Source organism: Aeromonas sp. QDB18 (assembly GCF_027705325.1).
GTDB lineage: Bacteria > Pseudomonadota > Gammaproteobacteria > Enterobacterales > Aeromonadaceae > Aeromonas > Aeromonas caviae.
On record NZ_JAPDBQ010000004.1, the window covers coordinates 70,237 to 84,184 of the forward strand.

Annotated in this window: 15 protein-coding genes and 1 pseudogene; 9 read left to right on the plus strand and 7 right to left on the minus strand. The window is 63.0% G+C overall.

Annotated features, from left to right (window positions below; translation table 11 throughout):
• Positions 1–210: 210 nt before the first annotated feature.
• Complete coding sequence (gene argE, locus OKC30_RS01660) at positions 211–1,356, minus strand: acetylornithine deacetylase (protein WP_201933081.1); 1,146 nt, start codon at positions 1,354–1,356, stop codon at positions 211–213.
• A gap of 261 nt (positions 1,357–1,617) precedes the next feature.
• On the opposite strand from argE, the gene argC reads away from it, so the two are divergent.
• The 5 genes from argC to argH all read left to right on the plus strand — a co-directional run bounded on the left by argC (position 1,618) and on the right by argH (position 7,250).
• Entirely contained in the window at positions 1,618–2,625 is a 1,008-nt protein-coding gene (gene argC / locus OKC30_RS01665; RefSeq protein ID WP_010675690.1) for an N-acetyl-gamma-glutamyl-phosphate reductase, read from the plus strand.
• A 23-nt stretch (positions 2,626–2,648) separates the two neighbouring features.
• On the plus strand, positions 2,649–3,428 hold the full coding sequence (argB, locus tag OKC30_RS01670; protein ID WP_010675689.1) for an acetylglutamate kinase: 780 nt from the start codon (positions 2,649–2,651) through the stop codon (positions 3,426–3,428).
• 24 nt (positions 3,429–3,452) lie between these two features.
• Entirely contained in the window at positions 3,453–4,370 is a 918-nt protein-coding gene (locus OKC30_RS01675) for an ornithine carbamoyltransferase (protein WP_160837689.1), read from the plus strand.
• 56 nt (positions 4,371–4,426) lie between these two features.
• On the plus strand, positions 4,427–5,662 hold the full coding sequence (locus OKC30_RS01680) for an argininosuccinate synthase (protein WP_010675687.1): 1,236 nt from the start codon (positions 4,427–4,429) through the stop codon (positions 5,660–5,662).
• Between the two features lie 202 nt (positions 5,663–5,864).
• Positions 5,865–7,250 carry an argininosuccinate lyase gene (argH, locus tag OKC30_RS01685; protein ID WP_113977620.1) on the plus strand — a complete coding sequence of 462 codons (1,386 nt, stop codon included), beginning with the start codon at positions 5,865–5,867 and terminating at the stop codon, positions 7,248–7,250.
• A gap of 105 nt (positions 7,251–7,355) precedes the next feature.
• Here argH and OKC30_RS01690 read toward each other — a convergent pair whose 3' ends face one another.
• The gene (locus tag OKC30_RS01690; RefSeq protein ID WP_160837691.1) at positions 7,356–8,249 is read right to left on the minus strand and encodes a LysR substrate-binding domain-containing protein; all 894 of its coding nucleotides are present in this window, start codon (positions 8,247–8,249) and stop codon (positions 7,356–7,358) included.
• A gap of 96 nt (positions 8,250–8,345) precedes the next feature.
• Between OKC30_RS01690 and OKC30_RS01695 the strand changes: the two genes are divergently transcribed.
• The 4 genes from OKC30_RS01695 (at position 8,346) to OKC30_RS01710 (ending at position 10,446) form a co-directional block, all read left to right on the plus strand.
• Positions 8,346–8,672 (plus strand): carboxymuconolactone decarboxylase family protein, encoded by a 327-nt coding sequence (locus OKC30_RS01695; protein ID WP_010675684.1) that lies wholly within the window; start codon positions 8,346–8,348, stop codon positions 8,670–8,672.
• On the plus strand, positions 8,663–9,055 hold the full coding sequence (locus OKC30_RS01700; RefSeq protein ID WP_010675683.1) for a tautomerase family protein: 393 nt from the start codon (positions 8,663–8,665) through the stop codon (positions 9,053–9,055). The genes OKC30_RS01695 and OKC30_RS01700 overlap by 10 nt, the downstream gene beginning before the upstream one ends.
• On the plus strand, positions 9,052–9,576 hold the full coding sequence (locus tag OKC30_RS01705; protein ID WP_160837693.1) for a DUF4865 family protein: 525 nt from the start codon (positions 9,052–9,054) through the stop codon (positions 9,574–9,576). Before OKC30_RS01700 ends, OKC30_RS01705 begins: the two co-directional genes overlap by 4 nt.
• 234 nt (positions 9,577–9,810) lie before the next feature.
• Complete coding sequence (locus OKC30_RS01710; RefSeq protein ID WP_160837695.1) at positions 9,811–10,446, plus strand: FMN-binding negative transcriptional regulator; 636 nt, start codon at positions 9,811–9,813, stop codon at positions 10,444–10,446.
• Between the two features lie 73 nt (positions 10,447–10,519).
• Here the strand turns inward: OKC30_RS01710 and OKC30_RS01715 are convergent, their stop codons facing one another.
• The 5 genes and pseudogenes from OKC30_RS01715 to OKC30_RS01735 all read right to left on the minus strand — a co-directional run bounded on the left by OKC30_RS01715 (position 10,520) and on the right by OKC30_RS01735 (position 13,763).
• The gene (locus OKC30_RS01715; protein WP_160837697.1) at positions 10,520–10,981 is read right to left on the minus strand and encodes a hypothetical protein; all 462 of its coding nucleotides are present in this window, start codon (positions 10,979–10,981) and stop codon (positions 10,520–10,522) included.
• Between the two features lie 199 nt (positions 10,982–11,180).
• The gene (locus tag OKC30_RS01720; RefSeq protein WP_043154852.1) at positions 11,181–11,393 is read right to left on the minus strand and encodes a hypothetical protein; all 213 of its coding nucleotides are present in this window, start codon (positions 11,391–11,393) and stop codon (positions 11,181–11,183) included.
• A gap of 94 nt (positions 11,394–11,487) precedes the next feature.
• Positions 11,488–11,826 (minus strand): DUF1294 domain-containing protein, encoded by a 339-nt coding sequence (locus tag OKC30_RS01725; protein ID WP_010675679.1) that lies wholly within the window; start codon positions 11,824–11,826, stop codon positions 11,488–11,490.
• A pseudogene (locus tag OKC30_RS01730) lies at positions 11,823–12,414 on the minus strand (sugar O-acetyltransferase). Before OKC30_RS01730 ends, OKC30_RS01725 begins: the two are co-directional and overlap by 4 nt.
• Before the next feature lie 89 nt (positions 12,415–12,503).
• Entirely contained in the window at positions 12,504–13,763 is a 1,260-nt protein-coding gene (locus tag OKC30_RS01735) for an MgtC/SapB family protein (RefSeq protein WP_160837699.1), read from the minus strand.
• Positions 13,764–13,948 lie beyond the last annotated feature (185 nt).

Sequence of the window (13,948 nt, forward strand, 5' to 3'; positions counted from 1 at the left end):
ACATCCTTATTTTGTTGGTGCCTCCTGACCTTCCAGGCGGGAGGCGACCTCACTTATTGTTGTGCGATTACAACATATGCTCCGTCATCTTAGGGGGACAATCTACCCAGATTGTCTGCGCAAGGTCAAATAACAAGCCGATTCAGAACATGTATTTTCCTCACCTGTCCCAAGGCGCCTGTCATGTAACTTACTTACATCCCTGTTTGGCTAGACGCAGAAGCGCCGGAGCAGGTGCTGCAGCACCGCCGTGGTCGGTTTGACGAACGACAGATCCAGGTATTCATCGGGCTGGTGGGCCTGGGTGATATGGCCTGGGCCCATCACTATGGTCTCGCAACCCAGCTGCTGGATAAAGGGGGCTTCGGTGCAATAGTTCACGGACTCGGCGGCCCGGCCGCTCGCCTTTTCCGCCTCCCGCACCAGCTCGGAGTCATCCTGGCAGGCATAGGCCGGAATGGGTTCGTGCAGGTGCTGCAGGTGCAGGCAGCCGGGCTGGTGGATCTCGATGGGGGAGAGCGCCTCTTTCAACATGCCCATCAGCTCGTCGGGGCCCACCTGCGGGGTGGGGCGCATGTCGATGTGCAGCTCGCAGCAGCCGCAGATGCGGTTTGGGCTGTCGCCCCCCTGGATGTAGCCGAGGTTCAGGGTGGGCTGGGGCACGGCGAAGCGGTGATCCGCGTACTTCTCCTTCAGATCCCGCTGCAGCTTGAGCACCTGACCCATGGCCTTGTGCATGATCTCCATGGCATTGACGCCGTTGGCGGGATCCGAACTGTGGCCGCTTCGGCCTGTGATGCGAATGGCTTCCGACATGTGGCCTTTGTGGGCCACCACGGGCACCAGCCCGGTGGGTTCGCCGATCACCGCGTAGTCGGGTTTGAGTTCGGCTGCGGCGGCGATAGCGCGGGCCCCGGCCATGGTGGTCTCTTCATCGGCGGTGGCAAGAATGCGCAGCGGTTTGCTCAGGGTCTTGAGGTCGACCTCCTTGAGCGCTTCCACGATAAAGGCGAAGAAGCCCTTCATGTCGATGGTGCCGAGCCCGTACAGGCGGTTGCCCTCTTCGGTCACCTTGAAGGGGTCTTTGGTCCAGGCTCCTTCATCGAAGGGAACCGTATCCGTGTGACCTGCGAGCAGCAGCCCCCCTTCTCCCTGACCATAGGTTGCCACCAGGTTGAACTTGCCCGGCAGATCCGGCAGGGCCGTCACCTCGCACTGGAATCCAAGCTGGCCGAACCAGTCGGCCAGCAGCCGGATTACCGCCTCATTGCTCTGATCCCAGCGAGTATCCGTGCTGCTGATAGAGGGAATCGCAATAATATTCTTATAAAGTGAAAAAAAATCCAGTTTGGCCATCAGCTCCTCCTTGCGTCCCCGGAGTGTTTCTGTTAGAAAATACAAATGCAAAGTGAGTGCATGAATATTCTATTCGAGTGCTCATCGACAAGGCCTCTAGTTGTAAGGGAAAGTTAATGTTCTGTCACCTGATCTGTAACCGACGACGCATATCCGCCTGAATTGCCCCTCCGCACTCGTTGCATTAAAGGGGCGATAGCCGACCCCTTGCACCGCAGCACCATGCTGTGAATTTCGAACCCAGACTTGGAATACTCAAACATGCTTAAGACCGTTATCGTCGGTGCCAGTGGCTACGCGGGGGCCGAACTGGCCGCTCTGGTCCAGAACCATCCACAACTCGAGCTGTTCGGCCTCTATGTTTCCGCCGGCAGCCAGGACGCCCACAAGCGCTTCTCTTCCCTGCATCCCCAGTGGGTGGGCAAGCTGGATCAGCCGCTGCTGCCCCTGGACGAAGACGGCATGACCCGGATCCTGACCCAGGCCGATCTGGTGGTGCTGGCCACTGCTCACGAGGTGAGTGCAGAACTCGCGCCCAAGTTCCTGGCCAAGGGGTTGCCGGTGTTCGATCTCTCCGGTGCCTTCCGGGTCAACGATCAGCAGTTCTACTCCTCCTTCTACGGCTTCACCCACGAGAATGAGCAGTGGCTGGAGCAGGCCGCCTACGGTCTGGCCGAGTGGAATGCCGATGCCGTCAAGGCCGCTCAGCTGATTGCCGTGCCGGGATGCTACCCGACCGCCTCCCTGTGCGCTCTCAAGCCGCTGCAACAGGCCGGGCTGATTGCCCAGGGATGGCAGCCCATCATCAATGCGGTTTCCGGCGTCTCCGGGGCCGGTCGCAAGGCCGCCATCAACACCAGTTTCTGCGAAGTGAGCCTCAATCCCTACGGCACCTTCAATCACAGGCACCAGCCGGAGATCAGCCACCACCTCGGCAAGGAGGTGCTGTTCCAGCCCCACCTCGGCAACTATGTGCGGGGCATCCTGGCCACCATCTATGTGCAACTGGCAGAAGGGGTGACGCCGACCCAGGTGGATCAGGCCTACCTCAAGGCCTACGAAGGCAAGCCCCTGGTACGCCTCACCGGCCAGATGCCCTCCATCCGCGGCGTGGCGAGCACGCCCTACTGCGACATCGCCTGGCAGCAGCAGGGCAACATGCTGGTGGTGGTTTCTGCCATCGACAACCTGCTCAAGGGGGCCGCCTCGCAAGCCATGCAGTGCATAAATATCAAGTTTGGTTTTGAACCGGCCACCGGCCTGATTTAACGCTTTAAGAAAGGATCGAGAAGATGGACAAGCAGACGCTGGTAATCAAGTTGGGTGGTGCCCTGATCGAGAACGACGAGGCCCTGACCGCCCTGTTCGCCACCCTGAAGACCTTCCTGGATGATCAGCACCGTCCTCTGGTGCTGGTGCACGGTGGTGGCTGCCTGGTGGACGACCTGCTCAAGGGGCTGGGCATGACCTCCACCAAGAAGAACGGCCTGCGGGTGACCCCGTTCGAGCAGATCCCCGTGATTGCCGGTGCCCTGGCCGGGACCGCCAACAAGATGATGATGGCCAAGGCCATCTCCACCGGCATTCCTGCTGTGGGTCTGTGCCTCGCCGACGGCGGTCTGTGCCAGGTGACCCAGCTCGATCCGGATCTCGGTGCGGTCGGTGACTGCAAACCGGGCAACCCGGCGCTGGTGGCCGGCATCCTGGGGCAGGGCTTCCTGCCGGTGGTGAGCTCCATCGGCATCACCGCCGACGGACAGATGATGAACGTCAATGCGGATCAGGCGGCCACCGCCATCGCCGAAGCGCTGGGCGCCGATCTGGTAATGCTGTCGGATGTGAGCGGCATTCTGGATGGCAAGGGCAAGCTGGTGCCGCAACTGGACAAGCAGAGCGCGCTGGACCTGATGGAGAAGGGCGTTATCACGGACGGCATGGCCGTCAAGGTGAAAGCCGCCCTGCACGCCGCAGAGACCCTGGGCAAGCCGGTCTGTGTCGCCAGCTGGCGCTACCCGGATCAGCTGCTCAAGCTGCTGGCTGGCGGCGCTGTTGGCACCCAGGTCACCCTCTGATCTCCACCGGGAAAGGACAATCCGATGCAACATCTTCTGAAAGACAGTGATTTAAGCAAGGCCCAGATCGAGGCGCTGCTGGCGCTTGGCAAGGCGGTCAAGGCCGATCCGAAGAAATACAGCCAGGCCCTGGCGGGCAAGAGCGTGGTCACCCTGTTCGAGAAGCCCTCCCTGCGCACCCGGGTCACCTTCGACATCGGCATCGCCAAACTGGGTGGTCACAGCGTCTATCTGGATCAGCAGAACGGGGCGCTCGGCAAGCGGGAGTCGGTGAAGGATTTCGCCAGCAACCTGTCCCGCTGGTGTGACGCCATCGTCGCCCGGGTGTTCGATCACCAGACTCTGGTCGAGCTGGCCGAGTTCGGCTCGGTGCCTGTGGTCAACAGCCTGTGCAACCTCTACCACCCCTGCCAGGGGCTGGCGGATTTCATGACCATCAGCGAGCACTACAGCGACCTGTCCAAGGTGAAGCTGGCCTATCTCGGCGATGGCAACAACGTGAGCCACTCCCTGCTGCTGCTGGGGGCGACCCTCGGTACCGATGTGACCCTGGTCTGCCCGAAAGGCCATGGCCCGGATACCCAGATCTTCCTGCAAGCCCAGGGGCTGGCAGCTCAATCTGGCGCGACCATACATATCAGCGATGATGTCGCGGATATCGAAGGCTTTGACGTGGTTTATACCGATACCTGGGTTTCCATGGGTGACAACACACCAATGGAGCAGGTAAAAGATATCTTCATGCCTTATCAGATCAACCAGGCCCTGCTCGATCGGACCGGCATCCAGCACGTGCTGCACTGCCAGCCGGCCCACCGGGAGCTGGAGATCACCTCGGAGGTCATGGACGGCCCAGCCTCCCTCATCATGGATGAGGCAGAAAACCGGATGCATATCCAGAACGCCGTGCTGCTGACCCTGTTCGGACAGGGCCAGAAGTAATCCGGCAACCGACCCGGAATCACCCCTTTTTATCGAATCATCACGGAGAGAAGTAAATGAGCGGAATCAACAAGATCGTACTGGCTTACTCGGGCGGACTGGATACCTCGGCCATCATTCCCTGGCTGAAGGAGCACTATGACGCTGAAATCATCGCCTTCGTTGCCGACGTGGGCCAGGAGCGTGACGATCTGGAAGGGATCGAGCAGAAGGCCATCGCCTCCGGCGCGGTCAAGTGCATCGTCAAGGATCTGCGGGAAGAGTTCGTCAAAGAGTATGTCTACCCGACCCTGAAGACCGGCGCCGTCTATGAAGGCACCTACCTGCTGGGCACCTCCATGGCCCGTCCGGTGATCGCCAAGGCGATGGTCGAGGCTGCCCTGGCAGAAGGGGCTGATGCCATCTCCCACGGTTGCACCGGCAAGGGCAACGACCAGGTTCGGTTCGAAGGGGCGGTGGCTGCTCTGGCGCCCCAGCTGAAAGTGATCGCCCCCTGGCGGTTGTGGGACATGCGTTCCCGGGAAGATCTGCTGGCCTATCTGGAAGCCCGCAACATCCCCTGCAAGGCGACCCTGAAGAAGATCTACAGCCGCGACGCCAACGCCTGGCACATCTCCACCGAGGGTGGCGAGTTGGAGAGCACCTGGAACGAGCCGTCCGAAGCCGTCTGGCAGTGGACCGTCTCTGCAGAGGATGCCCCGAACGAGCCGGAATACGTCAAGCTGACCGTGGCCAAGGGCGAAGTGGTCGCCGTTGACGACCAGCCGCTCAGCCCGCACCAGATCCTGACCACCCTGAACGAGCGTGCCGGCAAGCACGGTGTGGGCCGGATCGACATCACCGAGAACCGGATGGTGGGCATGAAGTCCCGTGGCTGCTACGAGACCCCGGGTGGTACCGTGATGGTTGCCGCACTGCGCGCCGTGGAAGAGCTGGTACTGGACAGACCGACCCGCGCCTGGCGGGAAAAACTCGGCGCCGAGTTCTCCCACCTGGTGTATGACGGTCGCTGGTTCACCCCGCTGTGCAAGGCCATTGTCGCCTCCGCCAACGCCATCGCCGAGGAGCTCGACGGTGAAGTGGTGCTGAAGATGTACAAGGGTCAGGTCACCGCGGTGCAGAAGAAGTCGCCGAACAGCCTCTACTCCGAAGACTTCGCCACCTTCGGTGCCGACGAAGTGTACGACCAGAGCCATGCCGAAGGTTTCATCCGTCTCTACACTCTGGCGAGCCGGATCCGCGCCATGAAAGAGCAGCATCAAGCCATCGGTGGCGACCATACCCACGGCTAAGCAAGCGCTATCACCCGTTGATTCGAGGGGGCATGGCCCCCTCTTTTACAGGCAGAGAGGCCCTTTGCCATCCTCATCGGGTGTGACAAGAGCGGCTGCGCCCTGGCCGCTTCTGTGAGATAACAGGCTCGCAGAAAAACAGGGCAAGATTTCAAGTTCGACGGCGCAAGGCGCCGCCGACAACGCATTCAAGGAGAGCAGTATGGCACTTTGGGGTGGACGCTTCAGTCAGGGAGCCGATAGCCGGTTCAAGCAGTTCAACGATTCGCTGCGGTTCGACTACCGTCTGGCGGAGCAGGATATTCAAGGCTCCATGGCCTGGGCCAAAGCGCTGGTCAAGGTGGGCGTGTTGACCGAGGGTGAGCAGGCCAAGTTGCAGCAGGCGATGGAGGTACTGCTCGCCTCCGTGCAGCAGGATCCCCAGCAGATCCTGAACTCGGACGCCGAAGACATCCACTCCTGGGTCGAGAGCCAGCTCATCGACGCCGTCGGCGCCCTTGGCAAGAAGCTGCACACCGGTCGCTCGCGCAACGATCAGGTCGCCACCGACCTCAAGCTCTGGTGCAAGGCACAGGGTGAACTGCTGCTCGGCTCCATTACCGCCCTGCAACAGGGGTTGGTGGCCTCCGCCCGTGCCAACCAGGCCGCGGTGCTGCCCGGTTACACCCACCTGCAGCGGGCCCAGCCGGTCACTTACGCCCACTGGGCCCTGGCCTATGTGGAGATGCTGGAGCGGGACCATTCCCGGCTGCAGGATGCCCTCAAGCGCCTCGACACCAGCCCGCTTGGCTGCGGCGCCCTGGCGGGCACCGCCTATGCCATCGACCGGGAGGCGCTGGCGCTCGACATGGGCTTTAGCGGCGCCACCCGCAACAGCCTTGATTCGGTGTCCGATCGGGATCACGTGGTGGAGCTGATGCACGTGGCGTCGCTGTCCATGACCCACCTGTCGCGGTTTGCCGAAGACCTTATCTTCTACAACACAGGTGAAGCCGGTTTTGTGGAGCTCTCCGATGCGGTGACCTCAGGTTCCTCACTGATGCCCCAAAAGAAGAACCCGGACGCGCTGGAGCTCATTCGTGGCAAGACCGGCCGGGTGGTCGGCGCCCAGATGGGCATGCTGATGAGCCTCAAGGCGTTGCCGCTGGCCTACAACAAGGACATGCAGGAAGACAAAGAGGGGCTGTTCGACGCCCTCGATACCTGGCACGACTGCCTCGACATGGCGGCGCTGGTGCTCATCGATCTGAAGGTCAATGGCGAGCGCACCAAGGCGGCGGCCCAGGGCGGTTACGCCAACGCCACCGAGCTGGCGGACTATCTGGTGGCCAAGGGCATTCCGTTCCGCGAGGCTCACCATATCGTCGGCGAGACCGTGGTCTATGCGATCCAGGTGAAAAAGCCCCTGGAAGAACTCTCCCTCCCCGAGTTCCAGCGCTTCAGCCCCGTGGTGGGGGAGGATGTTTACCCGAACCTGGAGCTGGAAGCGACTCTGGCCAAGCGGGTCGCCAAAGGCGGCGTCGCCCGCGAGCAGATCGAGGGCGCATTGGTCGCCGCCGAAGCCTGGCTGAGCAAGCGGGCGGGTTAAGCCAAGCGGCTCGCCATGGGAATTAGAAGGCAGAACGGCAACCCCAGGGTTGCCGTTTTTTATGGGCACGCCTCGGCGCCGTGGGGCGCGTTGACCAGGCGCTGTTCAGCCCCTGTGTCCGGCGCTGGCATGATGCACGGCGTCCGTGAGCAGTCGTTGCAACTGGCATCTGGCCTCGTCGGTTTCATGGCTGGCGGCGAGCAGCACCACCCCCAGGGTGCCCGGTGAGGGCAGCACACCGCCGAGGGTGGCGAGACTGGCCGGCATGCCGATGGGGGAACGCACCGTGATCCCGAGCCCGGCCTGTACGGCGGCCCAGATCCCGCCCAGGCTCTGGCTGGTGAAGGCGATCCGCCAGGGGATCCCGGCATCGTCGAGGGCGCGGATGGCCCGTGCCCGCATCAGGCAGGGGGCATCGAAGAGCACCAGGGGCAGGGGCTCCCCGCGCGCGAGCAAAGGGGCGAGGTCCCACTCGGGGTGGGCAATCCAGGCCAGTTGCACCACCTCGATGAGGGGAAGATCCTCCCGCTCTCCCTGTGGCTGCCAGGCGAGAGCCATGTCGAGGGTGCCCTCCCTGATCCCCTGCACCAGGGCCCCGTTGCGATCGATGCGGGTCGTCATGCGCAGGGCCGGGTGCTGGCGACAGAGGGGCCCCAGCACGGCGGGGAGCAAAGATTCGCCGAAGTCCTCCTGCACCCCGAGCCGGATCTCCCCTTGCAGCAATTCCCCTTTGAGGGCGAGCACGGCTTCGTCATTGAGCGCCAGCAGCCGCTTGGCGTAGCCCAGCAGGCGCTCACCGCTGGCTGTCGGCACCAAGTGACGTCCCTGCTTCATGACCAGATCGGTGCCGCACTGTTGTTCGAGTTTTTTCAACTGGGCGCTGACCGCCGAGGTGGAGCGGCACAGCCGCTGCGCCGCCAGCGCAAAGCTGCCGCACTCCAGCCCCAGCACGTAGCTGCGCAGGGCATCGAGATCCAGGCTGGGGGGAAGGGGTGACATAACTATCCTTATAATCGGGATGATTGGTCTTGAATATTTCGATTTTTTAAATTGTAGCAGTGAGGGAGAGTGGCTTCATCCACCAAGGAGATTGCCATGACACCCGATGTTCCCGATCGCGCCACCCTGGCGCAGCTTGCCCCCCGACTCGCCCGACTGGCGGAAGAGACGCTGTTTGGCGATATCTGGCAGCGCCCCACCCTCTCGGCCCGCGAGCGCAGCCTGATCACCCTGGCCATCCTGGCGTCACTGGGCCGGGTGCAACAACTGCCCTGGCATATTGCATTCGCCCGGCAAAACGGCCTGTCCCGGGATGAGCTGGAAGAGCTGTTCACCCATCTTGCCTTCTACGCCGGTTTGCCCGCCGCAGTGACGGCCGTGGGCTATCTGCCCCCCCGCGAGGAGGTGACCCCATGCCGCTGACCCGTATCACCCTGTGCGAGGGGATGAGCGACGCACACCTGCAACAACTCAGCGCCCTCTACCACCAGACCCTGGTGGAGGTGTTCGAGGTGCCGCCGAAGGATAAATTCCAGATCCTCGAGATCTTGCCTGCCAGTGCGCTCATCTATGACCCCCACTACCAGACCGGCCGCCGGGACCAGGGTTTCATCCTCTTCCAGATCCTGGCGGGCAAGGTGCGCAGCACCGCGACCAGGGAGCGGCTTTATGCACGTCTCGCCGAGCGCCTTGAGGCCGAGCTTGGGATCCACCCCGACAACCTCATGGTGGTGATCCAGCAGACCGATGCCGAGGCGTGGAGTTTCGGCCAGGGCCGGATGTTCAGACAGGAGGTGGCCTCATGATCGCCATGCACTACCGATTCACCCTGCCCGCAGACTACGACATGGCGCTGATCGAGCAGCGGATCGCCAGCAATGGCGCCAGACTGGACGGCTTTCCCGGTCTGTTGTTCAAGGCCTATCTCTACAGCCGTCAGGACGATGGGACCCTGCCGGGGCAGGAGAACCGCTATGCCCCCTTCTATGTGTGGCACAGCGCCGAGGCGATGCACCGATTCCTGGCAAGCGAGGGATTCGCGGCACTCACCCGGCATTTCGGCTGGCCCCGCATCGAGACCTGGCATCTGGTGCGGGCGCCGGATCCGGCCTCCCTCGACGGGGCTTGCATGGCCAGGCTGCGGCGCACCAAGGTCACTTCCCACGGCGAGCTTGCCGACCTGCACGGCGAGGCCATGGTGAGCGGCTGGGATCTCACCCGATGGGAATGGCTGGAGGCGGATTTGCTCCCGTCCTTCTCATCGCCCTTGCCTGGCGGGGGCGAGATCTACCGTATTGGCTATCTGGCGAAGGGGGGAGGGGTGTAAAGCGGAATTATCTTTGTCATTGAGGTTATTTTCTCATTCACTTGGGCTGTTAAAGTGATATTTGCATCGTGAACATATGGTGTTATATCGCGCTTGTGGATGATGATGTGGAATTGCGTTCACCTGCTGCAATGAACTGGCTCAGTGGGGCACATTCAGGGTGACGGCCCGCGCCGGGCAGGCATGATCCCGCTGCAATGCGTATGGACGCGTCAACCGGATCAAGGAGTTCCCATGTACCTGCCACCCCATTTCGCCGTTACCGACCCCGAGGCGCTGCACCAGCTGATGCAGGCGCACCCTCTGGGGGCCCTGATCACCTGTGGTGAAGGGGGGCTGGATGCCAACCATCTGCCGTTCGAGTTCGATGGGGAGCAGGGGGCCCACGGTGTGCTGCGGGCCCATGTGGCCCGCAACAACCCGCTCTGGCAGGAGGTGAAAGACGGCGATGAAGTGCTGGTGATCTTCCGCGCCGCCGAGGGTTATATCTCCCCCAGCTGGTATCCTGGCAAGCAGGTGCATCACCAGCAGGTGCCCACCTGGAACTATGCCGTGGTGCACGCCCATGGCCGTATCCGGGTGAGGGACGATGCCCGCTTCGTGCGTCGCTTGCTCGCGGCCCTGACCCGTACCCACGAGGCGGGAGAGTCCATTCCCTGGAAGATGGCGGATGCACCGAGAGACTATCTCGAGACAATGGTGCAGGCCGTGGTGGGCATAGAGATCGAGATTGAGCGGCTGGTCGGCAAGTTCAAGCTGGGTCAGAACAAGGAGGCGGCGGATCGCCTGGGAGCGGCCAATGCCCTGCAGGATCGCGGGCAGAGCGCGCTGGCCGGCGCCATGCTGAACCCGCCCCCTTCACAGTCCTAGCGTGACATCTTGAGATTCGGCCCGACAAAAACGGCAACCGTCTGGTTGCCGTTTTTCATGGTTCCACTCCCGCTCACGCGCTGGCATTGAGCAGCTTGCCTACGCCTTCCCCCGGGCCCTGGGGCAGGGTTTGCTTGAAGGCATAAAGCAGCTGATCAAGGTTGAGGTCGCTGTTGCCGAGGGAGCCCTTGAGGGTGTCGAGCTCGCTCTGCAGCGCATCGAGGCGGGTGCTCTGGGTGCCGTCTGCCAACTGGGTGCGGGCGGCATCGATGGCCTGGGGCAGCGACTGGCCCGAGGATTCCTGGCCCAGGGTCTGCATCAGCGCCCCCATGAAGTGGTTGATGGCAGGGCGGTTCTGCTCGCTGTCAGCCTCCTGGATGCCAAGGCGCTGGAACAGGCTCTGCACCGTGGGGGCAAGGTGCTCTTCCTGCACGGCAGGCTCGGTCTGGGCGGGCGGCGTGCCGTCGCCCAGCAGCTTGCTGCCGAGCTTGATGGCAAGGGAGGCGAGGGGAAGCAGGGTGCCGATGGCGATCATGATGTCACTCTCCGTACGACTGATGTCATGACGGAGCAGGGAACGGGCCAGCTTGGCGAGCATTCAGCCGAAAAATGGCAGGGGATTGATCCTGCTGTAAATTTCGTTTTGCCAGGCAGAGGGCGAGCGGGTGCGAACGGGGGCGGCGGCAAACCCTTGCAGCCCGGGGGCTGGTTGGTTTGCCACCCGGCTTGCCGGATCAGAGATCCTTGAACGGGCGGCGTTTCTCCTCCTCGATGACGATGGCCTCCAGATTGGCGATGCGCTCCTGCAACTCCTTGATGATCATGTCCTGCTTGCCAAGACGGTCGGTAATGCGGGCATCCCCCATCTGGTAGCGGGCGCGCTTGGTGAGATAGCTGAACGACACGCTGATAAAGACGATCAGAACGATACCTGTCCACATGGTCATGAATGACTCCTTTCAATATTTGAACGAGAGGATCTGTCTCCCGTGCTGTCGTTGTCTCATACCCAACCTTGGGCGGCAATGCCTGCCTGGTTGTTCAGAGCGGCCAGATCGGCCAGCCGAGCCAGATCCCGAGTAGCAGCAACTGCCCCCAGACGATGGCCCAGAACCGCAGGCGGTAGCTCCCTTTCTGGGTCTTGTGGCGCAGCCACTGGCGGGCGACCAGGGCGCCGGGCCAGCCGCCGCACAGCTCAAGCAGATGCAGACGGGCCTCGGGCACGCGCCAGCCACCACGAATGGCCTGGCGCTTGTCCCAGGCGTAGGCAGCCAGGGTCAGCAGGCTCATCAGCAGGATCAGGGCCAGCGGCCACCAGTTCGCATCCCGCACCCCGAGCCAGCCTGCCCAACCCAGGGGCAGCAGGGCAAGGGCCATCATGACAGGCACGCCGGATCCCGGGTCTCGCCCGGGTGTAGCGTGCGGATCACCCGGGCCGGGTTGCCCACCGCCAGGGAGTCCGCCGGGATGTCCCGGGTGACCACGGCGCCAGCCCCTATGATGGAGCGGGGCCCTATGGTGACGCCGGGGCAGATGATGGCCCCGCCGCCAATCCAGCAGTCATCGCCTATCCGCACCGGCTTGTTGTAGGCGGTCCAGTTGCGTCGCTCCAGATGATCCAGGGCGTGGGTGGCGGTGTAGATCTGTACGTTGGGGGCCAGCAACACATGGTTGCCGATGTGCACCTCGCCCACGTCGAGTATGGTGACGTTGAAGTTGAAGAAGGTCTTCTCGCCGATGTGGATGTTGCGGCCGAATTCGCAAGTGAAGGGGGGGGCTGATCCAGCAGGAGTCAGGACAGTGGGCGAAGAGGTCGCGGCAGATCTGCTGGCGCAGGACGTGATCCCCCGCCGGTGAGGCGTTGAGCCGGCTCAGCAGCGCCTGGCCGCGAATGCGGTCGTTCGCTATCTCCTCGCTCTGGCTGTCCAGGGCGCCCCCCGCCAGTACCTTGTCCCAGTCGCTTGCCATGGTCATCTCCTCCTGCTGCAAGAGGGGGCAGTATACGCGACAAGGGGAAAGGGTGTCAGAGTGCCGGGCCCGTCAGGTGATCCCCGTCATCATGTCATCAGGACAAGGGGCAGGATGAGCAGGATGGAGACGAGGTAGGGGAGCAAGACCCGCCGCCCCAGGCTGCGTCCGCCAATCACCAGTGCCAGCACCCCTTTCACCAGGGAGTTGACCAGCCCGGCGAGCAGTATGCCCCTGGCCGCCACCTCCAGGGCCAGCTCCTTCTGGGCGAGCTGGGAAAGGGAGAGGGTGATGGCGTCCACGTCCGTGATGCCGGAGACCAGCGACAGCAGATAGACCCCGGAGTTGCCCACCTTGCTTTGCAGCAGGGTGGCCATGAAGCCGATGAGGGCGAGCAGCAGACCGAACTTGATGGCGGTGGCGAGATCCAGCGGGTTGCGGGTTTCGGGCTGTACCGGGCCGTCCGGCATCTCTTCCCGCTGGCGCCAGAACCAGAAGGCAAAGCCGTAGACGATGGCTGCCAGCAGCAGCAGGGGGGCGGCCAGACGCAGGGCCAGCTCTCCGTGGATGATCAGCACCAGTGCCAGCAGCCTGAGCCACATGGTGGCTCCCGCCAGCAGAATGCCGGTGGCCAGCAGCCGCTCCAGCCCTCCCTGCTCCTTGTTGAGGCGGGCAAATTGCAGGGTGAGGGCGGTGGAGGAGGCGAGCCCCGCCAGCATGCTGGTGAGCACCAGCCCGGAGCGGGTGCCGAGCAGGCGCACCGCAAAGTGACCACAGAACGAGATGCCAGCGATCACCACCACCATGAGCCAGATCTTGAAGGGATTGAAGGCATTGAGGGGACCCATCTCGGCATCGGGGAGCACAGGCAGCAGCACCAGGGAGATAAGCAGAAAACGCAGGGTGGCGTGAAACTCCATTTCGCTCAAGAACAGCATCCCCTGCTGGATCTTGCCCTTGAGCCCCATCAGGAGGGCCGCCAGCACGGCGCAGGCCACCGCCTCGCTCGGGCTCTGCAGCACCGACATCAGCCCCAGCAGATAGGTGAGCACCATGGCCACCGAGCTGGTGAGACCGAACTCCCCCTGCCAGCGCAGGGCCAGCCAGACCGAGAGGCCGCACCCCGTCACCACGGTCAGCAGACCGAGCAGGGCCAGCCAGGGCCCCAGGGTGGGCAGCAGCAGGGCGCAGACCCCGCCGAGCAGACCGATGAGGCCATAGGTGCGCATCCCGGCGATGCGCTGGTTGTCTCCGAGCTGGCGCACCTGCCAGCCCCGCTCCAGCCCGATGATGAGCCCGATGGCCAGGGACACCAGGGCGCCGTAGACGGGCTCGGCCTCTATCCACATGGGTTTCTCCTCCCGCTGCCGTTTCAGTGAGGATGGCACAGGGCATCCCGGGGCAGGGGGAGCTGGCTCACAGAGCGGGTGTCCCGCCTGCCGGGGTCTTGCAAACAAAAAAAAGGTTCATCGCGGCTTTCCGGGGAAGGCCGCCTTGATTTTCAGAAAAAAGTATTCTGAGTCCCTAAATCCAT